Annotated in this window: 29 protein-coding genes and 3 tRNA genes; 11 read left to right on the plus strand and 21 right to left on the minus strand. The window is 69.5% G+C overall.

What is annotated here, in order from left to right; translation table 11 throughout:
• Positions 1 to 22 precede the first annotated feature (22 nt).
• The 4 genes from rplK to ACZ45E_RS18190 form a co-directional block, all read right to left on the minus strand.
• Entirely contained in the window at positions 23 to 457 is a 435-nt protein-coding gene (gene rplK / locus ACZ45E_RS18175) for a 50S ribosomal protein L11 (RefSeq protein ID WP_324772778.1), read from the minus strand.
• A gap of 196 nt (positions 458 to 653) precedes the next feature.
• Entirely contained in the window at positions 654 to 1598 is a 945-nt protein-coding gene (gene nusG, locus ACZ45E_RS18180; protein WP_468221861.1) for a transcription termination/antitermination protein NusG, read from the minus strand.
• A 77-nt stretch (positions 1599 to 1675) separates the two neighbouring features.
• Positions 1676 to 1963 (minus strand): preprotein translocase subunit SecE, encoded by a 288-nt coding sequence (gene secE, locus ACZ45E_RS18185; protein WP_324772782.1) that lies wholly within the window; start codon positions 1961 to 1963, stop codon positions 1676 to 1678.
• A gap of 107 nt (positions 1964 to 2070) precedes the next feature.
• Positions 2071 to 2143 (minus strand) — tRNA-Trp (locus ACZ45E_RS18190).
• A gap of 202 nt (positions 2144 to 2345) precedes the next feature.
• Between ACZ45E_RS18190 and ACZ45E_RS18195 the strand changes: the two genes are divergently transcribed.
• Positions 2346 to 3593 (plus strand): pyridoxal phosphate-dependent aminotransferase, encoded by a 1248-nt coding sequence (locus ACZ45E_RS18195; protein WP_468221863.1) that lies wholly within the window; start codon positions 2346 to 2348, stop codon positions 3591 to 3593.
• A gap of 123 nt (positions 3594 to 3716) precedes the next feature.
• Positions 3717 to 4742: an adenosine deaminase gene (locus ACZ45E_RS18200; protein WP_468221864.1), complete on the plus strand. Its 1026-nt coding sequence runs from the start codon at positions 3717 to 3719 to the stop codon at positions 4740 to 4742.
• 111 nt (positions 4743 to 4853) lie between these two features.
• Here ACZ45E_RS18200 and ACZ45E_RS18205 read toward each other — a convergent pair whose 3' ends face one another.
• The 8 genes from ACZ45E_RS18205 to ACZ45E_RS18240 all read right to left on the minus strand — a co-directional run bounded on the left by ACZ45E_RS18205 (position 4854) and on the right by ACZ45E_RS18240 (position 9741).
• Positions 4854 to 5909: a UDP-N-acetylmuramate dehydrogenase gene (locus ACZ45E_RS18205; RefSeq protein ID WP_468221865.1), complete on the minus strand. Its 1056-nt coding sequence runs from the start codon at positions 5907 to 5909 to the stop codon at positions 4854 to 4856.
• Between the two features lie 59 nt (positions 5910 to 5968).
• A complete protein-coding gene (locus tag ACZ45E_RS18210) occupies positions 5969 to 7405 on the minus strand; it encodes an MFS transporter (RefSeq protein WP_468221866.1) in 1437 nt (478 codons plus the stop codon).
• A 192-nt stretch (positions 7406 to 7597) separates the two neighbouring features.
• Positions 7598 to 8170: a TetR/AcrR family transcriptional regulator gene (locus ACZ45E_RS18215; RefSeq protein ID WP_468221867.1), complete on the minus strand. Its 573-nt coding sequence runs from the start codon at positions 8168 to 8170 to the stop codon at positions 7598 to 7600.
• Positions 8171 to 8334: 164 nt separating this feature from the next.
• Entirely contained in the window at positions 8335 to 8763 is a 429-nt protein-coding gene (locus tag ACZ45E_RS18220; protein ID WP_468221868.1) for a MaoC family dehydratase, read from the minus strand.
• Positions 8764 to 8765: 2 nt separating this feature from the next.
• Complete coding sequence (locus ACZ45E_RS18225; protein ID WP_468221870.1) at positions 8766 to 9218, minus strand: FAS1-like dehydratase domain-containing protein; 453 nt, start codon at positions 9216 to 9218, stop codon at positions 8766 to 8768.
• Between the two features lie 76 nt (positions 9219 to 9294).
• A complete protein-coding gene (rpmG, locus tag ACZ45E_RS18230) occupies positions 9295 to 9459 on the minus strand; it encodes a 50S ribosomal protein L33 (protein WP_004571794.1) in 165 nt (54 codons plus the stop codon).
• Between the two features lie 90 nt (positions 9460 to 9549).
• Positions 9550 to 9622 (minus strand) — tRNA-Met (locus ACZ45E_RS18235).
• Positions 9623 to 9668: 46 nt separating this feature from the next.
• A tRNA-Thr gene (locus ACZ45E_RS18240) sits at positions 9669 to 9741 on the minus strand.
• A 193-nt stretch (positions 9742 to 9934) separates the two neighbouring features.
• Here ACZ45E_RS18240 and ACZ45E_RS18245 point away from each other — a divergent pair.
• Entirely contained in the window at positions 9935 to 11203 is a 1269-nt protein-coding gene (locus ACZ45E_RS18245; protein WP_468221871.1) for an amidohydrolase family protein, read from the plus strand.
• Between the two features lie 207 nt (positions 11204 to 11410).
• Positions 11411 to 12067, plus strand: coding sequence for an SDR family oxidoreductase (locus ACZ45E_RS18250; RefSeq protein ID WP_468221873.1), 657 nt, complete (start codon positions 11411 to 11413; stop codon positions 12065 to 12067).
• Between the two features lie 62 nt (positions 12068 to 12129).
• On the opposite strand, the gene ACZ45E_RS18255 is transcribed toward ACZ45E_RS18250, so the two are convergent.
• The 9 genes from ACZ45E_RS18255 to ACZ45E_RS18295 form a co-directional block, all read right to left on the minus strand.
• On the minus strand, positions 12130 to 12348 hold the full coding sequence (locus tag ACZ45E_RS18255; RefSeq protein WP_468221874.1) for a hypothetical protein: 219 nt from the start codon (positions 12346 to 12348) through the stop codon (positions 12130 to 12132).
• A 181-nt stretch (positions 12349 to 12529) separates the two neighbouring features.
• On the minus strand, positions 12530 to 13894 hold the full coding sequence (locus ACZ45E_RS18260) for an MFS transporter (RefSeq protein WP_468221875.1): 1365 nt from the start codon (positions 13892 to 13894) through the stop codon (positions 12530 to 12532).
• Between the two features lie 2 nt (positions 13895 to 13896).
• Positions 13897 to 14586, minus strand: coding sequence for a DUF5825 family protein (locus ACZ45E_RS18265; RefSeq protein ID WP_468221876.1), 690 nt, complete (start codon positions 14584 to 14586; stop codon positions 13897 to 13899).
• On the minus strand, positions 14583 to 16502 hold the full coding sequence (locus ACZ45E_RS18270) for a RiPP maturation radical SAM C-methyltransferase (protein ID WP_468221877.1): 1920 nt from the start codon (positions 16500 to 16502) through the stop codon (positions 14583 to 14585). Before ACZ45E_RS18270 ends, ACZ45E_RS18265 begins: the two co-directional genes overlap by 4 nt.
• A gap of 33 nt (positions 16503 to 16535) precedes the next feature.
• Positions 16536 to 16667 (minus strand): hypothetical protein, encoded by a 132-nt coding sequence (locus ACZ45E_RS18275; RefSeq protein ID WP_468221878.1) that lies wholly within the window; start codon positions 16665 to 16667, stop codon positions 16536 to 16538.
• A gap of 682 nt (positions 16668 to 17349) precedes the next feature.
• Positions 17350 to 18195: an HNH endonuclease signature motif containing protein gene (locus tag ACZ45E_RS18280; RefSeq protein ID WP_468221880.1), complete on the minus strand. Its 846-nt coding sequence runs from the start codon at positions 18193 to 18195 to the stop codon at positions 17350 to 17352.
• 136 nt (positions 18196 to 18331) lie between these two features.
• Positions 18332 to 19039: a creatininase family protein gene (locus ACZ45E_RS18285; RefSeq protein WP_468221881.1), complete on the minus strand. Its 708-nt coding sequence runs from the start codon at positions 19037 to 19039 to the stop codon at positions 18332 to 18334.
• 18 nt (positions 19040 to 19057) lie between these two features.
• Entirely contained in the window at positions 19058 to 20242 is a 1185-nt protein-coding gene (locus ACZ45E_RS18290) for a helix-turn-helix domain-containing protein (RefSeq protein WP_468221882.1), read from the minus strand.
• 132 nt (positions 20243 to 20374) lie between these two features.
• Entirely contained in the window at positions 20375 to 20755 is a 381-nt protein-coding gene (locus ACZ45E_RS18295) for a GntR family transcriptional regulator (protein WP_468221883.1), read from the minus strand.
• A 609-nt stretch (positions 20756 to 21364) separates the two neighbouring features.
• Between ACZ45E_RS18295 and ACZ45E_RS18300 the strand changes: the two genes are divergently transcribed.
• The 7 genes from ACZ45E_RS18300 (at position 21365) to ACZ45E_RS18330 (ending at position 25876) form a co-directional block, all read left to right on the plus strand.
• Positions 21365 to 21631, plus strand: coding sequence for a DUF6284 family protein (locus tag ACZ45E_RS18300; protein WP_468221885.1), 267 nt, complete (start codon positions 21365 to 21367; stop codon positions 21629 to 21631).
• Complete coding sequence (locus tag ACZ45E_RS18305) at positions 21628 to 22161, plus strand: hypothetical protein (RefSeq protein ID WP_468221886.1); 534 nt, start codon at positions 21628 to 21630, stop codon at positions 22159 to 22161. Before ACZ45E_RS18300 ends, ACZ45E_RS18305 begins: the two co-directional genes overlap by 4 nt.
• The gene (locus tag ACZ45E_RS18310; protein ID WP_468221887.1) at positions 22158 to 23165 is read left to right on the plus strand and encodes a DUF2637 domain-containing protein; all 1008 of its coding nucleotides are present in this window, start codon (positions 22158 to 22160) and stop codon (positions 23163 to 23165) included. The genes ACZ45E_RS18305 and ACZ45E_RS18310 overlap by 4 nt, the downstream gene beginning before the upstream one ends.
• Positions 23165 to 23503: an RRQRL motif-containing zinc-binding protein gene (locus tag ACZ45E_RS18315; protein ID WP_468221888.1), complete on the plus strand. Its 339-nt coding sequence runs from the start codon at positions 23165 to 23167 to the stop codon at positions 23501 to 23503. The genes ACZ45E_RS18310 and ACZ45E_RS18315 overlap by 1 nt, the downstream gene beginning before the upstream one ends.
• A 28-nt stretch (positions 23504 to 23531) precedes the next feature.
• Positions 23532 to 23846 carry a hypothetical protein gene (locus ACZ45E_RS18320; protein WP_468221890.1) on the plus strand — a complete coding sequence of 105 codons (315 nt, stop codon included), beginning with the start codon at positions 23532 to 23534 and terminating at the stop codon, positions 23844 to 23846.
• A gap of 30 nt (positions 23847 to 23876) precedes the next feature.
• Complete coding sequence (locus tag ACZ45E_RS18325) at positions 23877 to 24095, plus strand: hypothetical protein (protein WP_468221891.1); 219 nt, start codon at positions 23877 to 23879, stop codon at positions 24093 to 24095.
• Positions 24096 to 24190: 95 nt separating this feature from the next.
• The gene (locus ACZ45E_RS18330; protein WP_468221892.1) at positions 24191 to 25876 is read left to right on the plus strand and encodes a hypothetical protein; all 1686 of its coding nucleotides are present in this window, start codon (positions 24191 to 24193) and stop codon (positions 25874 to 25876) included.

Below are 25876 nucleotides of genomic sequence, written 5' to 3' on the forward strand. Positions count from 1 at the left end.
GGTGTTGCCTACGGGGGTGAGGTCAGCCCTCGACCGTGATGCCCATGGAGCGGGCGGTGCCAGCGATGATCTTGGACGCGGCGTCCAGGTCGTTGGCGTTGAGGTCGGGCATCTTCGTCGTGGCGATCTCACGGACCTGCGCGTCGGTGATCTTCGCGACCTTGGTCTTGTGGGGCTCGCCGGAGCCCTTCTCGACACCAGCGGCCTTGAGGATCATCTTCGCGGCCGGCGGGGTCTTGGTGATGAAGGTGAAGGAGCGGTCCTCGTAGACCGTGATCTCCACCGGGATGACCCAGCCGCGCTGCGACTCGGTCGCGGCGTTGTAGGCCTTGCAGAACTCCATGATGTTGACGCCGTGCTGGCCCAGCGCGGGGCCGACCGGCGGGGCCGGGTTGGCAGCGCCGGCCTGGATCTGGAGCTTGATGAGCCCCGTGACCTTCTTCTTCTTGGGAGGCATGTGCTCTCTCTCCGGGTCTTAGTGAGAGTGTTCAGCCACCATCCTGGTGAATGATCGTCCGGATCATCCGGATGGAGGCATACCGCACAAAGATAACGGGTATCCATGCGCAGCTAAAAACCGAGCAGGTCAGACAGGCTTTTGGGAGCCCATCTGACCTGTTCGGAAGCGTGTGTCCAGAAGGTGCTGGTCGGTACTAGTTCTTCTGGATCTGGTCGAAGCTGAGCTCGACCGGAGTCTCGCGGCCGAAGATCTCGACGAGGCCCTTGACCTTCTTCGAGTCGGCGTTGATCTCGTTGATCGTGGCCTGCAGCGTCGCGAACGGGCCGTCGGTGACGGTGACCGAGTCGCCGACCTCGAAGTCCAGGACCTGGACCTCGACCTTGCGGGACGGAGCGGGCTTGCCCTCGGCCTCGGCGGCCTCACGGGCGGCCTTCTCCTCGGCCTCCGGGGCGAGCATCTTGACGATCTCGTCCAGGGTCAGCGGGTACGGGTCGTAGGCGTTGCCCACGAAGCCGGTGACGCCGGGGGTGTTGCGGACGACGCCCCAGGACTCGTTCGTCAGATCCATGCGGACGAGAACGTAACCGGGCAGCTTGTTCTGCCGGACGTTCTTGCGCTCGCCGTTCTTGATCTGGACGATTTCCTCTTCGGGAACCTCGGCCTGGTAGATGAACTCCTCGACGTTCAGCGAGACGGCACGCTGTTCGAGGTTGGCCTTCACGCGCTTCTCGTAACCCGCGTAGGTGTGGATCACGTACCACTCGCCGGGCAGGCCGCGCAGCTCGTCACGGAGGGCGGTGACCGGGTCGACCGGCTCCTCGACGACGTCCTCGGCCTCGGCCTCGTCAGCGTCGTCGGTGGCCTGGTCGGCGTCGTCGGTGACCTCGGCGTCGTCCGCGGTGGCCTCGGTGTCAGCCTCGACGGCGTCGGCCTCTTCGGCGTCGGTCTCGTCGGCGATCTCGGCGTTCTCGTCGCCGGTCTCGACCTCGACGGCCGCTTCCTCGGCGGGCTCGCCCGCGGCGATGTCGGCAGCCTCGGCCTGGTCCGGCTCCTCGGCGTCCGCCGCCTCGACGATGTCGAGCTCGTCCTCAACGGACTCGACGGGCTCGATCGCCTCGTTCAGGTTCGGGTCAGACACTGTGGCTGCTTCTTCCTGGATACATAGGGGTGGAACATGCGAAAGGGGCGCCGCTCCCGGCGCCCTCCGCTGTCGGCTCAGCCGAAGACGTACTTGACGAGATGGTTGAAGCCATAGTCAATCACGGTCACCAGGCCGATCATGATGACGACGAACACAATCACCACTGTGGTGTACGTGGTGAGCTGGTTACGAGTCGGCCAGACGACCTTGCGGAGCTCCGCGACGATCTGGCGGTAGAAGAGAGCGAGGCGGCCGAAGGGGCCCTTCTTGCCGCGCTTGCCGCCCTTACGGGCCTTCTTCTTGGACTCCGGCGCCTCATCCTGGGCATCAGGCATGTCGATGGAGCCCACGGCGTCCGTCACGCGTCCTCACCTGATTCCGGGTCGTGGCCGTGCCGCGCCCGGTTGAGCCGCACGGCGGTGCAATGCAGTACGTACAATCCGCACACATCCTGGCGAAGGAGTGTGAGCAGGGCCGGAGGGACTTGAACCCCCAACCGCTGGTTTTGGAGACCAGTGCTCTACCAATTGAGCTACGACCCTTTGTTTTCCCCAACGTACCGCATCCGCCCGGTGGCACGGAGTGCGCTGGGAAGGTGCGGCCGGTGAAGGCCAACGAGCAGTGAGTGTACGTGCTCCTGAGCCCTCCGTCGAACAGATACGGAACGTCAGTGGATCAAGAGGAGATCCCATGGTCTTCGAAACCCGTGTGCCGGGCGGGTTTCCGGTCTGGAACGATGGGGTTATGAGCGCTGCAACTCCTTCTCCGTCCGCTGGTTCCTCCCCTACCGAGCGCCGGGTGTCGGCTCGCGTCGGTTCCATCTCCGAATCCGCGACCCTCGCCGTCGACGCCAAGGCCAAGGCCCTCAAGGCCGCCGGGCGTCCGGTGATCGGCTTCGGCGCCGGTGAACCCGACTTCCCGACGCCCGACTATGTCGTCGAGGCGGCCATCGAGGCGTGCAAGAACCCGAAGTTCCACCGCTACACGCCGGCCGGCGGCCTGCCCGAGCTGAAGGCCGCGATCGCCGCGAAGACGCTGCGCGACTCCGGCTACGAGGTCGACGCCTCGCAGATCCTGGTGACGAACGGCGGCAAGCAGGCCATCTACGAGGCGTTCGCCGCGATCCTCGACCCGGGCGACGAGGTCATCGTTCCGGCGCCGTACTGGACCACGTACCCGGAGTCGATCCGTCTCGCGGGCGGTGTGCCGGTGGAGGTCGTGGCCGACGAGACGACCGGGTACCGCGTCTCCGTCGAGCAGCTGGAGGCCGCGCGCACCGAGCGCACGAAGGTCGTGCTCTTCGTCTCGCCGTCGAACCCGACGGGCGCCGTGTACAGCGAGGCCGACGCGGAGGCCATCGGCCGGTGGGCCGTGGAGCACGGCCTGTGGGTCATGACGGACGAGATCTACGAGCACCTCGTCTACGGGGACGCGAAGTTCACGTCGCTGCCCGCGATCCTTCCCGAGCTGCGCGACAAGTGCATCGTGGTCAACGGCGTCGCCAAGACGTACGCGATGACCGGCTGGCGCGTGGGCTGGATCGTCGGCCCGAAGGACGTCGTGAAGGCGGCGACGAACCTCCAGTCGCACGCCACTTCGAACGTCTCCAACGTGGCGCAGGCAGCCGCGCTCGCCGCCGTGTCCGGTGATCTGACCGCCGTGGAGAAGATGCGCGAGGCCTTCGACCGGCGTCGCCAGACGATCGTGCGGATGCTCAACGAGATCGACGGCGTCCTCTGCCCGGAGCCCGAGGGCGCCTTCTACGCGTACCCGTCCGTGAAGGGGCTGCTCGGCAAGGAGATCCGCGGCAAGCGCCCGCAGGACTCCGTCGAGCTGGCGGCGCTCATCCTGGAGGAGGCCGAGGTCGCGGTGGTTCCGGGCGAGGCCTTCGGCACGCCGGGCTATCTGCGGCTCTCCTACGCGCTGGGCGACGAGGACCTCGTCGAGGGTGTCTCCCGTATCCAGAAGCTGCTGGCCGAGGCGCAGGACTGACCCGTACGCCGTTGCTGAACGGGCCGCTTCTTTCAAAGAAGCGGCCCGTTTCTTCGTTCGGAGGGGACCCCGAAGGGGGAAAGGCGCTACCGGTACTACAGGTGTGTACGGCAGGATCTTGGGATGGAGCGTGTACCTCGTGATGTACGGCAGTTGCCGAAGGCCCATCTGCATCTGCATTTCACCGGCTCGATGCGGCCGACGACCTTGCTGGAGCTGGCCGACAAGTACGGCGTACGGCTGCCCGAGGCGCTGACCGGCGCGGAACCCCCGAAGCTCCGGGCGACGGACGAGCGCGGCTGGTTCCGGTTCCAGCGGCTCTACGATGCGGCGCGTTCCTGCCTGCGGGCCCCCGAGGACATCCAGCGACTCGTCCGGGAAGCCGCGGAGGAGGACATCGCGGACGGCTCCGGCTGGCTGGAGATCCAGGTCGATCCGACGTCATACGCGCCCCGGCTCGGCGGTCTGATCGCGGCCATGGAGGTCATCCTCGACGCCGTCGACAGGGCCTCGCGGGAGACCGGGCTCGGGATGCGCGTGCTCGTCGCCGCCAACCGCATGAAGCACCCGCTGGACGCCCGCACGCTGGCGCGGCTCGCGGTGCGGTACGCGGACCGGGGCATCGTCGGCTTCGGGCTCTCCAACGACGAGCGGCGCGGGATGGCGCGCGACTTCGACCGGGCCTTCCACATCGCGCGCGAGGGTGGGCTGTTGTCCGCGCCGCACGGCGGTGAGCTGACCGGTCCGGCGTCCGTGCGGGACTGCCTCGACGACCTGGACGCCACCCGGATCGGGCACGGCGTGCGGGCCGCCGAGGACCCGCGGCTGCTGAAGCGGCTCGCGGACCGCGGCGTGACGTGCGAGGTGTGCCCGGCGTCGAACGTGGCGCTCGGCGTCTACGAGAAGCCCGAGGACGTGCCGCTGCGCACGCTCTTCGAGGCCGGGGTGCCGATGGCGCTGGGCGCCGACGACCCGCTGTTGTTCGGCTCGCGCCTGGCCGCCCAGTACGACATCGCCCGCCGCCACCACGACTTCTCCGACGCCGAACTGGCCGAGCTGGCCCGGCAGTCGGTACGCGGTTCGGCCGCCCCGGTGGACATCAAGGAGAAGCTGCTGAGCGGCATCGGGGAGTGGCTGGCCCGAGCCTGATGTGTGGCCCCCACCCCTAGGGCGTGTCGCCCCACCCCTAGGGCGTGTCGATCGTCTCGACGCCGCCACCATCAGGGGTGAAGACCCCTCGGGTCAACGAAGAATTGCAGCTCAGAGGCGTACGCCGACGGTCACCGGCTCATTGACCAGCGTCACCCCGAACGCCTCGCGGACCCCTGCCACGACCTCCCGGGCCAGGGTGAGGAGGTCCTCGGTGGTGGCGTCACCGCGGTTGGTGAGGGCGAGGGTGTGCTTCGTGGAGATGCGGGCCGGGCCGGAGCCGTACCCCTTGGTGAAGCCCGCCTTGTCGATGAGCCAGGCCGCCGAGGTCTTGGTCAGCCCCTCGCCCGCCGGGAACGCGGGTGCCTTCACGTCAGCGCCCAGACGCTCGGCCACGCGCGCGTGGAAGGCGGCGAACTGCGCATCGGTGAGGATCGGGTTGGTGAAGAACGAACCGGCCGACCAGGTGTCGTGGTCCTCCGGGTCGAGCACCATGCCCTTGCCCGCGCGCAGCTTCAGTACGGTCTCGCGCGCGGTCGCGGCGGCCACCCGGTCGCCGGCCTCCACGCCGAGGGTGCGGGCGGTCTCGGGGTACTTGATCGGGGCGCTCAGTCCGCCCGCGTCCTCCAGTTCGAAGCGCACCCGCAGCACTACGTAGCGATCGGGTTCGGCCTTGAAACGGCTGTGGCGGTACGAGAAGGCGCACTCGGCGTTCGGGAGCGTGACCGTCTCGCCCGCCGTGCGGTCGTAGGCGACCACCTCGGTGATCGTGGCGGAGACCTCCTGGCCGTACGCCCCCACGTTCTGGATCGGCGTCGCGCCCGCGGAGCCGGGGATCCCGGCGAGGCACTCGACGCCGGCGAGGCCCGCGTCGACGGTGCGCTCCACGGCGTCGGTCCACACCTCACCGGCCGCCAGTTCCAGCTTCGTGCCGTCGAGTTCGAAGCCCTTGGTGGCGATGCGCAGGGCGGTGCCTTCGAAGCCCTGGTCGCCGATGACGAGGTTGCTGCCGCCGCCGATGATCAGCAGCGGGGTTCCGGCGGCGTCGGCCTCGCGTACGGCTTCGATCCCCTCGGCGTCGCTCGTCGCGGTGAGCAGCCGGGTGGCGGGGCCGCCGAGCCGGAAGGTGGTCAGGGGGGCGAGGGGGGCGTCGTGGAGTTCCTGCACGCGCACCAGGGTACGAGAACGGCCCCGCCGCTCGGGCGGGGCCGTTCTCGGGGCGGGCGTCAGGCGTTTTCCAGGGCGGGGGCGAGGCGGGTGTCCGCCACCGGGTCCGTCGTGGGCCGCCGCCGCGGGATGAACAGGGTGGCGACGCCGGCCAGGGCCACTGCCGCGGAACCCACCCACAGGGCCGGCTCGATGCCGCTCACGAAGTGCTGCCCGGTGTCGTAGCCGCCGTTGGCCGAGAAGATCGACGACATGACCGCGATGCCGAGCGCGCCCCCGACCTCCCGCAGGGCGTTGTTGGAGCCGGAGGCGATGCCCTGCTCGTGCGGCAGGACGCTGGACATGACCAGGTTGGAGGCCGGGGCGAAGTACAGGGACATCCCTATGCCGCTGATGATCAGGGCGGGCAGCTGGGCAGTGTACGAGACGTCGACCGCGATCGTCATGGCGTAGTAGGCGAGCCCGACGGCCTGCAGGAAGAGGCCGGTGGCGACGACCGGGCGGCCGCCGATCCGGTCGGAGAGGTATCCGGCGATCGGCGCGACCAGCATCGGCATGCCGGTCCACGGCAGCATCCTGAGGCCCGCCTCGGTCGGCGAGTAGCCGAGGACGCCCTGCATGAACTGGCTGAGCAGGAAGATCGAGCCGAACATACCGAGGAACATCAGCAGGCTCGCGGCGTTGATCCCGGAGAAGGCGGGGGAACGGAAGAGCCGCATGGGAAGCATGGGGTTCTTGTTGTGGATGCCGTGGTGGACGAACCCGGCGAGCAGCGCGAAGCCCGCGAAGAGGCCGAGCAGGACGACCGGGCTGGACCACCCGTCCATGGGCGCCCGCACCAGGGCGTACACGATGCCGAAGAGGCCGCCGCTGGCGAGCAGGGTGCCCACGATGTCGAGGCGGGCGCCGGAGCCGTAGGACTCCTTCAGGCGCAGCCGGGCGAGCGGCAGCAGGGCCAGGCCCAGCGGGACGTTCAGCCAGAAGATCCAGTGCCAGGAGATGTGCTCGGTGAGGCTGCCGCCGATGAGCGGCCCGGAGGCGACGGCGAGCCCGTTGACCGCGCCCCAGATGCCGTACGCCATGCCCCGCTTGGCCGCCGGGACGGCCGCGGTCAGCAGGGTCAGCGTCAGCGGCATCATGATCGCCGCGCCGACGCCCTGGACCGCGCGGGCCGCGATCAGCGATTCGATGCCGGGTGCCAGGGCCGCGGCGGCGGAGGCGCCGGTGAACACGGTCAGCCCGACCAGGAAGAGCCGCCTGCGCCCGAACCGGTCCCCCAGCGCGGCGCCGAACATCAGCAGTACGGCGAAGGTGAGCGTGTAGGCGCTGACGGTCCATTCCAGGTCGTCGAGGGCGCCGCCGAGATCCTTGCGGATGGACGGCAGGGCCGTGGTGACGACGAGGTTGTCGAGGGCCGCCATGAACCCGGCGACGCTGGTGATGACGAGGGCCCAGACGGCTTCCCCGCGCTGTGGTGTCGCTGTCGGCTGTGACATCGCTTCTCCCGAGATCCCTTGGTTAGTTATTGATGACTAACTTTCGCGGGGACAGAAATGCGCACCCCCGTGACACACCTACGCCGTACTGCCGTTCTCACTGCCGGAACTGCTGGAACTGCTGGAACTGCTGGAACTGCCGATGGTCACCGCGGCCGTTCACGACCGCCGCGGTCACCTCTTGGATTGGGGCTACTCGGACTGCTCGGGCCGCTGAGGCTGTGCCGACTCGTAGAAGCCGGTCCAGACCCGGTGATCGGGCTGGAAACCCAGGGACAGCAGGACATTGACCAGCATCCCGTAGGCGAGGAACTGCGTGGTGTCCCCACGGTCCGGGCCCAGCGCCAGCTGGACCGTGTCGTACATCTCCATCCAGCCGGCCCGGAGCGTGGTGCCGAACTCCCGGTCCCCGCCTGCCTCGGCGGAGGCCACGGCGACGTACATCTGCATCTGCATGAGCAGTACGTCCGGGTCGTCGGCGATGAGCGCCTGGTACGCCGCCCCCATCGCATGCAGGGCTTCCTCGCCCTTGAGCCCCTCCGACGCGTTCTGAAACACCTCGTTGGTCCGCTCGCAGCAACGGCGGGCCGCGGCGAGGAAGATGGCCTCCTTGCCCGGGAAGAGCCGGAAGAGATACGGCTGCGAGACACCGACGCGCTTGGCGATCGCCTCGGTGGACGTCCCCTTGTAGCCACCGCGGGCGAATTCGATCATCGCCGCGCGAATGACGCTCTCGCGCCGCTCCTCCGCACTCATCCTGACCATGCGAGTAAGTTAGTGGCCTATCACTAACCAAGTCAACCCCTTGCCGCGCGGGCCTCACTGTGTCCAAGGGCACAAGTAAGGGACGCCCTCCAGGAGGACGTCCCTTACTCTCAGCTACATACAAGCGGTCGAACTCGCTCAGCCGACCGGCCCAGGTGCCTTTTTCAGGCGAGCTGCACGACCGCCCGCGACATCCCGAGCACCTTCTGCCCCGCGCTCATGGCGATCAGATCGACCCGTACGCGGTGGTCGTCGAGCTTGGCCGCGACCTTGGCGCTGACCACGATCTCGGCGCCCTTGTCGTCGTTCGGGACGATGACCGGCTTGGTGAAGCGCACGCCGTACTCGACGACGGCGGCCGGGTCGCCGGTCCAGTCGGTGACGACGCGGATCGCTTCGGCCATGGTGAACATGCCGTGCGCGATCACGTCCGGGAGGCCGACCTCGACCGCGAACTTCTCGTTCCAGTGGATCGGGTTGAAGTCACCGGAGGCGCCCGCGTACTGCACGAGGGTGGCGCGGGTCACGGGGAACGTCTGCGCCGGCAGCTCGGTGCCGACCTCGACCTCCGCGTACTTGATGGTCGTCGCCATGGTCAGGCCTCCTCTGCGGCGCGCGAGACGAGCTTGGTCCAGGCGGTGACGACGTGCTCGCCCGCCTCGTCGTGGACCTCACCGCGGACGTCGATGATGTCGTTGCCCGCGAGGGATTTGATGCCCTCGATCGTCGACGTGACGGTCAACCTGTCGCCCGCGCACACGGGACGCGTGTAGGCGAACTTCTGGTCGCCGTGCACGACCCGGCTGTAGTCGAGCCCCAGCTCAGGGTCGTGGATGACGTCACCGGCGGCCTTGAAGGTGATCGCGAACACGAAGGTGGGCGGCGCGATCACATCGGGGTGGCCGAGCTGTCGGGCGGCCTCCGGGTCGGCGTAGGCGGGGTTGGGGTCCCCCACCGCCTCGGCGAACTCGCGGAGCTTCTCCCGGCCGACCTCGTACGGGGCAGTGGGCGGGTAGGTCCGCCCCACGAAGGACTGGTCGAGCGCCATGGACTCGGCACCTCCTGGGTGTGTCAACGACTCGAGGCCGCCCCCTAACGGGGACGGCCTCGAGTACAAGCCTGATTTATCGCGTTTCGCGGTGCGCGGTGTGCGCGTTGCAACGCGGGCAGTGCTTCTTCATCTCCAGTCGGTCCGGGTCGTTACGCCGGTTCTTCTTGGTGATGTAGTTCCGCTCCTTGCACTCCACGCAGGCCAGCGTGATCTTCGGGCGGACGTCTGTGGCAGCCACGTGAGTGCTCCTTGACGAACGGATGGGACGAGTTCAACACATAAAAGAGTAGCCGATCCGAGGACAGACCCCGCAATCGGCTACTGTCAGTAGCGGTGACCGGACTTGAACCGGTGACACAGCGATTATGAGCCGCTTGCTCTACCGACTGAGCTACACCGCTGTGATGCAATGACCCCTCACCCGAAGGTGAGGGAACTTCACACCAGAGCCCCAATGCGGAATCGAACCGCAGACCTTCTCCTTACCATGGAGACGCTCTACCGACTGAGCTATTGGGGCGAGCGATGAAGACATTACACGGTCGCCCGCCGATCGCCCAAATCCGTTTCGGGCACCCGGCACACACGCCCCACGGACCTCATCTGTACGACTAATTCGGCTTCCTCGAAGGTCACTCGCCGTCGCCCTAGGCTCGTCCCATCCTGCGTGATCTTGTCCGCAGCACGAGCCCCGACGAGCCCTCTGGAGCGCGATGCCCGACAGCCCGCCTCAGCAGCCCCCCTCCCCCGGCTCCCCCGGTTCACCGGAGGACGCGCCCGACGCCTCCGGCCTGCTGCTGTGCGGTGCCAGGCTCACCGACGGCAGGACCGTGGACGTGCGGCTGGGCGGCGGACGGATCGAGGCGGTGGGCACGGCAGGCAGCCTCACCGCCCACACCGCGCGCGTGGACCTCTCCGGGTACCTCCTGCTGCCCGCCCCCGCCGAACCGCACGCACACGGCGACACCGCCCTCTCCGCGGACTGCGACGGGCCCGTCTCCTACGACGCCGGGGACGTCCAGCGTCGTGCCACGGAGTCGGCCCTGCTGCAACTCGGGCACGGGGCCACCGCGTTGCGCTCCCATGTGCGGATCGGCGACATGGAGGGCCTCGGTTCCATGGAAGCCGCCTTGAAGGCGCGGCGTTCACTGGTGGGGCTCGCGGATCTGCGGACGGTGGCGATGCCCCGGCTCCTGACCGGGGTCGCCGGTTCGAACGGGCTCGCGATGTTGCGGGACGCGGTGAAGATGGGCGCTTCCGTGGTGGGCGGCTGCCCCGATCTGGACCCCGATCCGACGGGCTATGTGGAGGCGGTGCTCGAGATCGCCGCCGAACACGGTTGCCCGGTGGATCTGCATACGGACGGGGCCGATCCGGCGCGGCTCGGCCGGCTCGCGGCGGCCGCGGGCGGGTTGCGTTCCGGGGTCACCGTGGGGCCGCTGGGCGGGCTGGCACGGGTGCAGGGCGAGGTGGCCAGGCGTGCCGTGGACCGGCTCGCGTCGGCCGGGGTGACAGCGGTGTGCCTGCCGCAGAGTGGCTGCTCGGGGGTGGACGGCCGCGGTGTCGCACCGGTCAGGTTGCTGCGGGCGGCCGGGGTGCGGGTGGCCGCGGGCAGCGGGGCGCTGCGGGACATGTCGAACCCCGTGGGCCGGGGCGACCCGCTGGAGGCGGCGTACTTGCTGGCCTCGCGGTACGGGATGCGGGCCGAGGACGCGTACGACGCGGTCAGTTCGGCGGCCAGGGCCGCGCTGGGGCTGCCGGAGGTGCGCCTGGAGGCGGGTTTCCCCGCGGAGTTGCTCGCGGTGCGGGGCGATCGGCTGGCGGGGGCGCTGTCGCTCGCGTACAGCCGGATCGTGGTGCATCGGGGGCGGGTGGTGGCGCGGACCAGCGCGGTGCGTGAGTACTGCGACTCGGCGGCGGCGGTCGCGCTCGATCTGCCGCGTCAGGGGCGGGCCGCCAAGTACGGCGGCGGCCAGGGTTGAGGCCGCGTCCGTGAAGGCAGGGCGGGGTGGCGTAGCAGCTCGCTGGGCGCGGCGAGTGGGTGGCCTTCCCGCTGAGTCGGCGAGGGCTTCTGAGGCCCGACGGAGCCGCTCGTGCGGTGCGGGAGTTCGGCTCATGGGTATGCGCCGCGCACCGCCGCCGACATGGTTGCGCGGCGAACCTTCCGTACCCGGCGTACGGTCGAAGGCATGCGCATTGTCATTGCTGGGGGTCATGGTCAGATCGCGCTGCGGCTTGAGCGGGTGCTCTCCGCGCGCGGGGACGAGGTAGCGGGGATCATCCGCAAGGCCGAGCAGGGCGACGACCTGCGCGCGGCCGGTGCGGAGCCGGTCCTGTGCGATCTGGAGTCGGCGTCCGTGGAGGAGGTCGCCGCGCATCTGCGAGGCGCGGGCGCGGCCGTCTTCGCGGCGGGTGCGGGTCCGGGCAGCGGCACCGCCCGTAAGGACACCGTGGACCGGGACGCCGCCGTGCTGTTCGCGGACGCGGCGGAGCGGGCCGGGGTGCGCCGGTACATCGTGGTGTCGTCGATGGGCGCGAACTCCGCGCACAAGGGCGACGACGTCTTCGACGTGTATCTGCGGGCCAAGGGCGCGGCCGACGACGACGTACGCCGACGCACCGGCCTGGACTGGACGATCCTGCGGCCCGGGTCCCTGACGAACGACGCGGGTACCGGCCTCGTCCGCCTGGAGGCGTCGACCGGGCGCGGAGCGGTGCCGCGCGACGACGTGGCGGCGGTCATCGCCGAGCTGGTGGACACGCCCGCCACCGCCGGACTGACGCTCGAACTCGTCTCTGGTTCGGCGCCGGTGGCGGTGGCCGTGAAGTCGGTCGCCGGGAACTGATCCGCGTTCCGCGAGGAGGGCGGGCGGCGAGGCACGTACCGGGTGAGGCCGCCGAACGTCCTTCAGAACAGCGGCAGTTGCCCGGGCACGTACGGCACGGCGTACCCGTCGAGCGCGTCCTGCACCGCGCCGAGCTGGGCCCTGCTGCGAGAGCCGGGGCAGGAGACCAGCTCGCCCGCCGCTCGGGCCCCCGGTGGGTCGTGGCGGGCGAAGCGGCCGCCGACGACGGCGATGTCGCGCCGGCACTCGGGGCAGGTGCGGCGGCGGGACGCCGAGGGCACGGTCGATGTGGATGACGATGTCCTGGACGACATGGATGACGCGGATGACGTGGCTGACGTGGATGACGTGGACGACGTGGACGACATGGGTCAAGTCTGCGTCGTGATCGTCGGAGGCACACGGCGAAACCCCCTCAGGCCTTCCTGAGGGGGTTGTCAGGTTCCGCTGCCCCCTGGCCGGTCAGGCGGTGGGCGGTGGTGGTCCCTGGCCGGGCAGTGGTGGTTGGTTCCTGGCCGGTCGGGCGGCGGGCGTCGGGGCGCGCTCGTCGGTGTGCTCGGCGGTGAGCTCCGCTGCGGGGGTCTTCGGGTCGACCAGGTCCGTCGTCGCGGCCTGTACCGGCGCCCAGAGCGTCGCCGAGGAGGCGAGGGCGACCGTCGCCGAGCCCAGCAGGACGGGCACGTTGCCGAGCCAGGCGGCCAGTGCGCCGCCCGCGAACGCGCCGACCGGCACAGTCGCCAGGAGCACCGCCTGCACGAGCCCGGCGACCCGGCCCTGCATGTCGCCCGGGGAGACCTGTTGCTGCGTCGTCGTCATGGAGATCATCCAGACGGTGCCGGAGAGCCCGTACGCCACTTGGTACGCGAGCAGCAGCGCGAACGCCGGGCCGAGCGAGGCGGCCGGGATCAGGAACACCGCGGCGCCCGCCACGAGGCCGCACACCTGGGTGGCCCGCCACAGTCCCGCGGTGCGGGCGAACCGGCCGGCGAGGAGCGCGCCCACGACCGTGGCCGCGCTGTGTAGGGCGTATGTCGCGCCCAACTGCCACGCTGCCAGACCTAGTTCGCGGGCGGCATAGAAGACGTAGAGGGCGCCGGCGGCGCCGCTGCCGAGGTTGAGTCCCGCGCCGGACAGGACCATGCGGCGTAGCCGCGGCTGGGCGCGGACGACGGCGAGGCCCGAGCGCAGCGCGTCCAGCGGGGAGCCGGCGACCTGCTTCCCGCGGGCGTTCAGTGCGGTCGGCAGGGCGAGGACCAGCAGCGCCTCCACGGCGTAGGCCGCGCCCCCGGCGAGCAGGGCCGGGGCGGGACCGACGAGCCCGACCAGGATGCCGCCGAGTGCGGGGCCGCCGATCTGTCCGCTCGTACGGGCCGTGGTCAGCGCGGAGTTGGCGCCGAGCAGCCGTCCGGGCGGGACGACGCGGGGCAGTGCGGCCTGGAGCGCCACCGAGAGCGTGAAGGTCAGGGCGCCGGAGACGGTGGCGACGACGTACAGGTGCCCGCTGGTCAGCCGCCCGGCGGCGTCCGCGAGCGGGACGGAGCCGACGACGACGGCCTGCGCTGCGGTGACCGTGACCAGCAGGTTTCGCAGTCGTACGCGGTCGACGAGGACGCCGGCGAGTGGGCTGAGCACAGCGCCGGGCAGATAGGTCAGCGCGAGCACCGCTGCCGCCCCGAACGGGCCCGCGCCCAGGCCCGTCACCGCCAGCAGCGCCAGGGCGAGCGCCGTGATCTGGCGCCCCAGCGAACTGGCGATCTGCTCCGCGCACAGCAGGGCGAACGGCCGGTGCCGCCACAATGCGGTGCCGTCGGTCGCGGTTGTCGGCACCGTCAGATTCCCGTGCAGGGCACGGGCCAGCGGCGCAGGCGCGGCGGCAGCGCCACCGCCCAGCCGCCGACGATCAGCACGAGCCGCTCGGCCGCCAGCAGTTCGGCTGCCTCCCGGTGCACCGGGGTGAGGGCGTCGAGGGGTGTGGGCTCGTGCAACGCGTCGAAGGCGGCCAGCAGGTCGGGGTGGTCGAGGGTGAACCGGGCGGAGGCGGGGCGCTCCCTGCGGTCCATGACGGTCACGAAGCCGGGGCCTCTGCGGTGGTAGAGCATCCCGTAGGCGTGTCCGGTCCGCCATGCCGTCAACTCGGCCGGCTCACCGGGGAGTTCGGCGGGCGGGGGCAGGTGGCGCAGGACACGGAGTTCGTACGCGTCCGGGCCGGCGTTATACGTATTAGGTCCGGGGCCGTCGGCGGAGCGTGCGACGTCATACGTAACACGCAACCCGTGGCTCAGGCACTCGCGCAGGAACTGGACCGCCTGAGTGGTGGCGCGGCCCTCCCCCCGCAGGGTCAGCGGTTCGGTCACGTGGACGTCGGTGCCGGTGCCAATGCCGGTGCGGCGGTGGGCGAAGGTGGCGGGCAGGGAGGCCGGCGGGGCATCGGGTGCGGCGTCGGACCTGGCGCCGACGGGCGGGGCGGTCGTCCGGTCACTGCTCGGGACGGTCATCCGGCCATCGCTCGGGGAGGTCATCCGGCCACCGCCTCGGATGCGGGCTCCCGCGCGGGTACGGCGCCGGTCTCGCGGTCGACGCGGATCGGCACGGTCCGGGTCGGCAGGGACACGTACGTACGGTCGTCGCGGAAGAGCAGACCCTGGGCGAGGGCCTCGGCGATCCACTCCCCCAGCTCCTCGGCGGCCACCTCGTGCCGGTCGGCGGTCAGCTTCCGGTGGAGGGCCTTCTCGGTGCGGCCGTCCTCCAGGTGGCGCAGGGCGGCCGCCTGCCAGCCGTTGAACCAGTAGGTGCGCGGGGGCCAGCCGTGGCGCCGGTCGCGCACCAGAAGGGCGCTGTCGTCCTCGCCTGCCGCCTCCATAACGAGGGTCGAGGTGGCGTGCCCGGCCCGCCACTGCGCCACGGCCCGCAGGAGCCGGTCCTCGGCGTCCCCGCCGATGCCCGCGTCCTCGGTGTCGAACAGGTAGACGAGGTCGGCCAGTTCGTCCTCGGGGAGTTCGTACACGTGGTGGTACATCTCGGCGGGGCGGCGCTCGCCGAAGCCGAGGGCCGGGTTCGTGAAGTGCGGGCTGAACCGTTCCAGCTGGATGCGGTGGGCGCCGCCGGGCGGCTGGAGGTGGACGAGCGCCGGCATCTGGTCGAGTACGGCGGTGTAGTCCTGGGGGCTCTCGCCCGGGAAGCCGTACAGGTAGTTCCACGTGCAGGTGATCGCGTGGTTGTCGAACTCGCGCAGCGTACGGATGTTGCGGGCGCCGGTGACGCCCTTGTCCATGAGGTCGAGAACGCGGTCGCTGAGGCTCTCGATGCCGGGCTGGAGCAGGACCGCCCCGGCCGCGCTCAGCAAGGCGATCTGTTCCCGGCTGAGGTTGGACTTCACTTCGTAGTGCATCCGCAGGTCCCAGCCGCTCTCGGCGGCGCGCGGCAGGAAGTCCTTGAAGTAGGCCATGTCGATGATGTTGTCGACGGTGACGATGTCGAGGATGCGGTGGCGGCGCACCAGCCGGTCGATCTCGCTCCACAGCCGCTCGCCGGGTTTGGCCCGGAAAGCCATGGCGGTGCCGTTGAGGCCGCAGAAGGTGCAGTGGTGTTTCTCGCCCCACCAGCAGCCGCGGGCTCCTTCCACGACGAGTTTCGGATAGACGTACTCGATGACCGGGGACGCCTCGATCTCCGCCTGCCACTGGTCGTAGTCGGGCGAGGGTATGTCGGCGGGCGCCACCGTACGGCGGGCCTCGGCGTTGGCGCGCGACACTCGCAGCGCCGGGGAACCGTCCCACCAGCACAGGCCCGGTACGTCGTCGGGTGGCGTGCCCGCGTCCAGATGGGCCAGCAGGGCCGGGAAGGCGTACTCCCCTTCGCCGCGTACCACGTGGTCGACGTAGGGGTGGTTGCGGTGCAGGGCGTGCCCCATGGGGCCGTCGCAGTTGCTGCCGCCGAAGACGACGGTCAGCCGCGGGTGGCGGCGCTTGAGCGCACGGGCGAGGGCGAGCGAGGGCACGTTCTGCATGAAGGTGCTGGTGAACCCGACGACGTCGGGGTCGTGGGCGAGGACCTCGTCGGCGCACCGGTCGATGTAGTCAGCGGCGTGCACGCGCATCTCAAAGACGGTGTCGAGGGTGTCGGTGCACAACGCGCGCTCGCGCGCGTACGCGTGGAGCTTCGCGACGCCCCAGTTCTCGTCCTCGTACAGCACACCGGAGAAGACCCAGTCGCCCAGCCCGTGGAAGATCGAGTCGCTGCCGATCGCCTCGTAGTCACCGGGGCGCAGCCGCCCCTCGGAGCGTGCGAGCAGGAACTCCGCCCAGCGCAGCGAGCCATGGAACTCGCGGACCTCGTCGCCGGGGCGGGCCTGCCGCAACAGCTGGTGCAGCAGGCCCACCTGGAGGGAGGGCAGATCGATCGGGTGCCAGGGCATGGTCACCAGCTGAACGCGCATGCCGCCCTCTTCTTGGTAGTTCAGCGAGTGGGTTCAGCGGGTCGGCCGCTTCTCCATCACGGCGGGCCTGCGGTTGGTGCGCTCTTCCTCACGGATCACGGTCTTCTTGATCTCCATGCCTGCCTCCCCCTCGGCCTCTCGACCCTGCGGCCCGTCGGCCTTCATGTCCCCATGGGTTCGAACACCCGTATGCAATAAGGCGGTTCACCCTAAAGCTGCACCCTGCGTCACACAAGAGCGGTGCTGACGCAGGACGCGTCGAGGGCGCGACCGGAGCCGGGGCGCAAGGAGGCGGCGTCACTGAGGGCGGGACGGGGGCGTCGGCCCGCTGGTGGACGCGTCCCGCATGGATGATCACGCCTCACACCCGGACCGCTCCAGCCGTCCGTACACGGCCGACGACGACACGCCGCCCGCTCGGGCCCTGCGTCTGCTCGGGGAGCGCTTCCCGCACGCCCTGGGCGCCGTACTGGGCGGCTCGGCAGCCCGTGTGGCCCCCGAACTCGGCGCGGCGCTCCTCGCGGGGGCCACCGCACGGTCGCGGAACACGCCGATCCGGCCCCGCCGGCGGCCGCGGCGCAGAAGGTGCTGGAGCTCGTCGGAGGCCCGCTGCGCAAGGGATACGCACAGCGGCGCTGAACGGGCCCGCATACGACGAAGCCCCCTCCGGAATCCGGAGGGGGCTTCTCCCAAGTGTGGCGGCGCCAGGATTCGAACCTGGGAAGGCTGAGCCGGCAGATTTACAGCGGGCCAATGCAGCCTCGACTGACCTGGTGCTATAGCCGATCGTTCCCTTCTTGGGGGACGTCTGGGGGAATCGAGCCGGATGCCGCGAGCCTTCTGGCGACTAATAGCCGCCTTCCAGTCTGTTCGCCGCCTGCTCCGCTCGGCGAGCCGCCGCGTCAATCAGTCGGGCGTAATCCGGAAGGTTTACGAGGCTGTCCGTCACTCCACTCGCAGCTTGATCTAGTCGCGCAGCAGTTTGGCGAACGGCGGCGGCTACGTCAGGGAGCCGCGACAGGCCATCGACGGCATCGTTGAGCATCTGGGTACTGTCCTGCAAGTGCGACAGGCTCCGGGCCGCACCGGCCAAGATGAACGCAGTGTCCTGTAGGTGGGCCAGACCGTCGGCGGACCGACTCAGAGCGCTGAGCTCGTCTTCGGAGAGGCCGAATCCGTGCACGCGTGGATCTGCAAGCTCTTTGAGCGTGACACTGAGCAACGATGCCAGTTCCGGCGCGGACTTCGCGAACTCGTCAAGCGCAGGCTCAATGCGATCCACGAGGGAGGTTTGAGCCTCGCTGATCATTTCGCCCAGTCGCTGTTCTGTCAGGTCGCCCAGGCCCGCCAGCGCGCTTACGCCGTCACTTTCGCGCTCATGCTTCCAGCGCTCCAAGATCTTCACGGAGTATTGATCGCTACTCGTGCCATCGATCTCAGTGTGATGCGGATGGCACAGGAGAATCAGGTTTGCGAAGCTGTTCCGCGCCTCAATGCTCAACGCTGCGTCGGCACGCTTCCCGCCATCCTCGAATGCCCGAATATGGGCGATCTCCAAGTTCAGTCGGGGAGCGTCATTCACCATACGTACAGTTGGCACCCCGCAGCTTGGCCAGTAGCAGCCGCCCCTGGCCAAGGTCATGAGTCCTGCGATCGTCGCGTTGCTGTAGCTGCGTCGCGGTGTCTTCGCCACAGAGCCCCCCTCGTGGTTGATGACGGAACCGACCGTGCCACGCATGGGCCCACAGCGCAGCGCGAGTTCCGGTCAGTACGAAGGGGGTCTCCGTCGTGGGACACGAGAGGGCCCTAACCGCGATCTGTCTGCGCCCCTACTCTCCGAGCGCCCCGACGTGCTCAGCGAAGTCCTCTACGAGGCTGGCGAGCACGGCCTTGCCTTTCTCGGCCGTCGCGTAGGAGGGAAAGCCGATCACACCGCTCTCGGTGTACGCCTTCATTCCATGAGTCAGAAGGAACGGACGCTCCCCACCATCGTGGTCAGCGGTCTCGTATCCGACGCGTACGAGGCTCGGCTCCGAGTGAAGCAGGATAGAGGTCTCGATCTCCCCCGCGTGCATGTCACCGTGGGCGTCGGACACGAGGCCGGCGCGATCGCGAGACCGGTTCCACTCACGACCCTGCGGGAAGAGCGTCATCCGCGGCTCGATGAGGTTCGCTTCCTGCACGATGTTCGACAGCACGTAATTGCCGCCATGAGCGTTGATGAGTACAAGCTTGCGAACGCCGGAGGCTTCGAGCGACGCGGCGATGTCGTTGACCACAGCATGAAGGGTCCGCGCGCTGATGCTCACTGTGCCCGGCCAAGTGCCGTGTTCGTGGCTGCACGCGATCGTCACGGGCGGGAGCTGAAGGACCGGATAGGCGGCGGCAATCTCACGGGCGATGATGCACGCGATGGCCGTGTCCGTGACAAGCGGCAGGTACGCGCCATGCTGCTCGTACGAACCGATCGGGAGAACGGCTACTCGCGGCTCCTGTTCCTGGACGTCAGTGGTTGTGATCGCGGGAAGCAGATTCACAGCTCTCCTCTGGTTTGATCAAGTCCCCTTCATACTGCCCACGACCCGGTTGAGTTCCGCAATCTCCACGAGTTTCCGGAACGGTGTCAGGTGCGTTTGCAGTCGAGTTAACTCTGCCAAGATCCGTGCCGAACCGGTCGCCTGAGCGATGGCCACGGCTTGCGTGGCAGCGTTGACGGCGCCCTCCAGGTCCTCACTCTGCGCGTAGGCCGTCGCGAGACGAGCGAGACACAGCCCCCTGTCTCGCTGCTGTTCCGCGGGCCATCGCGTGAGGCTCTCCTCCAATGTCCTCACCGCGTCCTCCGGGCGGTTCAGCGCGATGGCACAGTTGGCCGCCTCCATGTCGATGTAGGCGACGGAGACGTACGGGGCGAGGCCGTCGTCATCCCCGGGGGTCCTGGCCGCGAAGGTGCGGGCCTCATCGAGCGCTCGCGCCGTCTCGTTGGCGTTGCCTAGCGCGGCATGAGCATTCGCCCGTGCCCGCAGGGTGACGGCTTCGATCTGGCTCGGGATCTTTCCCGAGTAGTTCAGTGCGGCATTGACGAGACCTTGGGCGTAACCCGCGTGTCCGGCCTCCGTCGCGATGTTGGCGCGCCGATGAAGGACATAGGCACTCAGGGTCGGATCATCGAGTTCGTACGCGTAGTCGAGGGCCCGATTCGTCCACAGCATCGCCTCTTGTGAGTCCCCAGAGTCCTGGTAGAGCCATCCGAGGAACTCCGCGTACCGCAGGCCGACGCGTAAGATTTCCCCCCTCGCCGAGCCCCCAGCGTCCGCGCACAGTTGCTCGATGAGCGGCACCTGACTCTGCACCGCAGGCACGAGGAATCGCGGCCCTACAAGCGGCTCAGCCTGCGCATGCCGCACAAAAACGGACTTGAGGTACCCGAGAACTTCCGGGGACGCTACGGGCGCCGGACCTCGCGGACGGGGCAACTTCGGCAGGGCGTCAAGTTGCGATGGTGCGGTCTCCAACTCGAAGCCGAGTTGCTGACGCGTCGCTTCATAGACCTCGCAGAAGAGGGACTGGTACTCCGGTCCGGGCGGCCGGCGCCCGTTCTCGAACATGGAGACCTGCGTCTTGAGACTGGAGCGCGAGGGAAGTTCGATGCCGAGTCGCTCGGCAGCGTCCTCCAATGCGTCCATCAATTCAGCCTGAGTCCACCCACGAGCAAGACGCGCGGCTTGCAGCTCGGTCTTCATCGCGTTCCCAACGTCAGCAGTGCAGCAGACTCCCATGATTGCCCAATAACGCCACTGACGTGCGGAGTTAACAGGTAACACAGAGAGCCTGTTAACCCCTGTCCACTGTCAAGCGGCGCAGAATCGGGCCTACTAGTTCTCGTAAGCGCGACCGGGGCGATCCGCTTCCAGACTCTCGACCCGGCCGCGAAGTTCCGAGAGCTGGGAGGTGACATGTTCGAGTCGCTGGAGGACTTCGGAGAGATCCGGACCGATGCCGGGCTTACCGGCTTCAGCGACCCGCTTTGGGTCCCGGGCGTAGTTGCCTCGCCCGGTGGTCGTCAGAAGTCCTTCATCGCGAAGGACACCGAGCGCCTTTTGCACGGTGGTCGGCGAGATGTTGAAGCGGCTCGCCAAGTCCCTTACAGAGCCCACCTTGTGGCCGGGCTTGATGACTCCATCCCTGATCTCACGTCGCAGGGTCTCGGCTGCCTGTACGTACGGCTGTCTGGGGTCGTCCTCAGCGATCGTCACGCATTCGAGCGTACCCACTAGCACGACCTAGCACGTTCCTGGCGCAACCTCTTGCGCGATGTCACGTACTAGTACATGCTGTGACGTACCAGCAAGACGCCCCGGAAGGGCTTCCAACTGGCACGCACATCTTCTTGACCTGCACGAACGCATAGGGCGGGGACGCTGCAATCCCGCTAAAGGCCAGGGGAACGGGGCTTCGGCCCTACTGGCGAGGTGGCCCGGTGACCGCGAGCAACGGCCGGAGTGTGGGGACGAGGTCCCCCTTGCAGTGCGTATCCCCTGTCCAGCCATCTGAAGGAGCAGGTGCAGTGAGACGACGAACGCGATAGGCGCGGCCGTGATCGACCGGCACGGCGGCGCCGCTACATCCCTTGGTCCGTGAGCGTGTACGAGTGCTGCGGACGACCGGTCACCATCTTCGACCGCTTCGCGGCGGCTAGCGCCGCGCCGGTTGCCTCCTCCGTCCGTCCGGACGCCCTGCGGGGCGGGCCCGTACGGGCGGGGTTGAGGGGAGCCGGATGTACCGACTTCAACGGCGTGCGGCCCCGGTGCTCGAACACCGGGGCCGCTGTACGGGCCGTACCTACTGCTAGGGAGACACGACCCATGAACCACATCGTCACTGTTCAGGACGCCGTTACGGCGTTCGAGCCGTGGATGGAGCCCACGGATGCGGAGCTGGACGCCATCGAGTACGAGGCGCCGCTGATCGCTGCCGAGCTGGAGTTGCTGGACGTGCAGATCGCGCTGCTGGACCGGACGGCTTCACCGCTTGATGAGCGCCGGTTGCGGCGGGCCGCGAACCAGGTTCTGGCCGTCCGTGCCGAGGTCGCCAACCGCAGTGCTGCGGTTCGAGAGGGTGACGCCGCATGATCCGCATCGTCACCGCGAAGCGGCTCGCGTTGCTGGAGGCCGACCGGCACGCCGCGTTCCAGCGCGCACGGCAGGACAAGGAGTCTGCTGCCGCGGCAGCCGAGTGGCACGAGCAGGAACTGACCACCGCCACCGACCGCGCCGAGCGGGCAGAGGCAACCACCGCCGAGATGGGCGCGCTGCTGTCTCACGCGGTGAAGGAGGCGAGTGCAGCCGAGCAGCAGATGCTGCTCGATCAGATCGAGCTGCGCCGGCTGCGCACGGAGCTGGCGGCCGGGCCGGTGGAGGGACAGACGCTCACCGTCCTGTTCCACTACGGCGAGCCGCACACGATTTACGCCTCCCGCGAGGACGCGCATGCCGACACCGCGGTGCACGGATATCCGGCCGATCACGTTTGGGGGCCGCGCGGTGAACGCTCGCCGTACGGCTGCCGGTGGTCGTGTGAGGCGTTCATCTACAGCCGTGCCTCGAACGGGTTCCGTCGCATCTACCGGGCGGTCGCGGAGCCGCTGGGGGGTGCGGCGTGAACAGTGTTCAGACGCGTTCAGCAGAGCGTGCCCTGTCCGGCGGGACGTGGTTGATCGTGTGCGGAGCGATGCTCTATTCGATCCTCACCGTCACCCCGCTGATGGCCGACCACACGGCCCCGGAATGGGCGTGGACGGCGCCGATCCTCCCGCTGGTGGTGGATGCGGCGGTGGTCATCGTGGTCAAGCTCGATGACGTGCTGGCCCGCCTGGGCGGGCACGGCGGACGCTGGCCCATCACCCTGCGGTGGATGACCGGTCTGATGACGTGGGCTCTGAACGTCGGGGACTCCGCACTGCGGAAAGACCTGGTCGGCGTGGCCGTGCACTCGGTGGCGCCGCTGCTTTTGATCGTCACCGCGGAGACCAGCCTGGCCTACCGGCGTGCTCTGGCCGCGGCACAGGCTGCGCTGAAAGCCGATGCGCAGGCCGAGCGTGAGCATGCCGAGCAGGTGGCACGGGAGCGTGCCGAGCAGGCCCGTGCGGAGGCCCGTGAGGAGCGCGAGCACGCCGCGCAAGTGGAGCGTGAACGGCGCGAGCACGAGGCTGCGTTGGCCCGTGAGCAGGCCGAGCGGGAGGACCGGCGGGCCCGTGAGGAGCGCGCCTCCCGTGAGCGGGCGGAGGCGGCCGAGCGGGAGGCTGGTGAACGCCGTGAACGAGAGCGTGAACACCGTGAACACGAGGCCGCCAGGCTTGAACGCGAGGCGCGTGAGCAGGCCATGACCGAGCAGCGCGAGCGGCGTGAGAAGGCCGAGCGTGAACAGCGTGAACACGCGGAGCGGTTGGCCCGTGAACGCGACGCGCTGCTTCTCCGCGGGCCCGCCGAGGGCAAGCTGCCCGAGGATGAGGCGCGCCGGATCGTGGCCGCCGCCTATGCGGCGGCGCTGTCGGTGCGGCAGGCCGCGGAGCTGTGCGGCTGGTCGGTCGGCTGGGTGTCCACCCGCTACGCCGACCATCGCGACCCCGGTGACGGCGGAGCGCAACTGGCCATAGCGAGCCGGTGATGGCCAGTCTCCCTGTCTACCGGTGGCATCTGGCCCCGGACGGTTACGCCACCTACCGACAGCTCCGCGCTCTGGGCCTGCGTCCGGGTGGTCAGGACGTGGCCGCGCAGCTGGAGCGCCCGCGCCGGCGGCGGGGCCCGCTGGTCGCCTACCTCTACCGCATCGACGCTGCGAAGCCGGTCCGGCCAATGACGCCGGCCCGCTGGCGGGCGCTGGCCAAGGCCAACGCCGCCCGCCGCCTCTGCCCCGAGTGCCGGCGCGATGCCGGTTACGTCATCCCGCCCTCGCTGGGCATGTGCGGCCGATGCGCCGCCCGCGAAGAACAGTGCGCCGCCTGAAAACCCCTTGTCTGAACTGGGAGTTCCTATGGCACACAACTCTGCTCGGCGTCTGGTCATCGACGCCGTGAACATCGTGGTCGCGCTCACGGTCGCCGTATCGATCGGCGTGCGACTCCACTCCTACCGCGTGCCGTACGGCCTGCTCATCCCCTGCGTTCTGGGGATGCTGTCCTCCGCGCTATGGCTGCTGTCCCGGGTCGCTGAGGCCACGCAGAGCACGCTGCACCGCTGCACGGTCAACGGCTGCACCTTCCAGGTCCGCGTGCAGCACGTGGACGCCGCGGAGAACCGCCGCTGGCAGGAGATTGCCGCCGCCCACCCCGCTCATCACGTCGTTTGACCACCCCGGAACTCAGTGAGGAGTGAAACCGTGTCCAGGCTTCCTGAACAGCGGCGCTATCACTACGTGATGACCATGCAGACGCCCGAGCACCAGATGGGCACCGTGGACGGCACCCTCGTCATCGACCTGGGCACGCCCGCCGCCACCCGCTACAGCGCCTTTCAGCACGTACGGGCGCTGCTAGTGCGCCAGTTGGGCCGCGCCGGTGCTGTCATCGCCTGGTCGTTCGAGCCCGACGAGCTGTGACCTGCACGTCCCCGATCACAGGCGCAGGGCCCACCCGACAACCCTTCCACAAGCGCGGGTGGGCCCTGCTCTCCTCCCGAAGGAGTGCGCTCAGCATGACCGACATCAGCACCGAACCGGTAGTGGCCCCCCTGGGCACACCGGAGGCACCCCCCGACCTCACACCCACCCCCACGCCCGACTCGGAGCCGGACACCGCCCCGGACCTGAACCACACCCCGGGCGGCTACCCGGTCCTTCCGCTGGCCTTGACCAGCGCGAACACCACGGCGAGCGTGATCGGAGCGGGCGGCCTGGCCGCCGGTCCGGCCGGCGTCGCGGCCGCGGCCGGCGGGGTGGCCCTACTCGGCACCATCGCCGCGCTGGCCCGTGCCCGGCGCCTCGCGGCCGAGGACCGCGCCACCGACCAGCGCAAGAACAGCCCCGGCCGCGACACCAGGAAGCAGACCGGGGCCGACAACCGGCGCGGTGGCGGCCGGCGGACGCTTTCACCGCAGGGCCGCGGCACCAAGAGCACCGGCACCGGTCGTGGGAACCGCACGGGGGGCGGCACCGGGCGCGGCCGGACCACCTCGCCCTCGCCTGCCGGCTCGCGCACGTCCGGGCGCGGAACCGGGACACGGTCTGGCACCCGGTCCAGCATCGGGTCCGGCTCCGGTTCCGGGCGGGGCCTGGGCAAGCACCGCTCCCCGCAGAACCGCACCAGCGCCCCCAAGAGCGCGGGCAACCGCCCCAAGGCGGGCGGCGCCGGCGGGAGCGGTGGCGGGAAGTTGTCGCAGGCTCGCGCACTGCGCGGTGCCAACCGGCAACAGACGCCGACTCGTTCCTCGGCCCGGACGCAGGGCACGCAGGACCGGCGGGCAGTCGCCGACGCCCGCCGCGACGCCAAGGCCGCCGCCAAGCAGGCCAAACGCGACGCCCGCGGCGGACGCGGAGCACTGCGCCAGGCCGCGGCGTGGGGTGGCGGCAAGGCCGCGTCCGGGGCCCGCGCCCTGCTCGACCGGGCTCGCGCCCGCCAGGACCGGGCCACCGACAAAGCGCTCTCCACGAAGCGGAACACCACACGGAAGGCGCCGGCCCGCCGCAAGGCGCGGTGGGCGCTGTGGCGCAGCGCGGCCCGCCATTTCGGCAAGCGGCTGCTCGCCGGTGCCCTTGGCGGTGCCCTCGGTCTGGTCGGCATGGTGACCAGCCCGATCGGCCGCCGCCTCGGCATCCCCGCCCTGATGCATCCCGGACGGCGCCTGTACCGGCGGCTGATGGCCAAGGCCCGCGCCGCCCGCGCCGACCGCAACGCCCGGATCAAGGCCACCCGCACCGCCGAGGAAGCACGAGCCGACGCCGACGCGTCCGGCACCGACGAGATCGGGAACCGCGTCGAGCGGCCCACCCACCTGGTTCCGAACCACTACCCGACCGCACTGGAGGTCGAGAACGTGTCTGGATTCAAGTTCGAAGAGGCCGCATCCGAGATGCAGAACGCCGCGGCCACCTACGACCCCGACGACAACATGGAGGTCGTCGACATGATCGACAACCTTCCCGCGGCCCTGGAGTGCGTCGCCAAGACCTTCCTGATCCTGGCCGAGCGCTCGGACGCGGAGTTCGCCTTCGAGAAGGCGGTCGCGGACGGCTTCGACGACATCTACAAGACGCTGCTGAGCGCGGTCGACGCCGCGGTCGACCTGGGCCCGCGCTTCCGTGAACTGCACGAGCACGACATCGCCCGCCACGAGGAGCCCCGCAACGGGCCCGAGGCCGAGAAGAAGTGGAACGTCAACTGA

It is taken from the genome of Streptomyces sp. NPDC030991 (assembly GCF_055571235.1).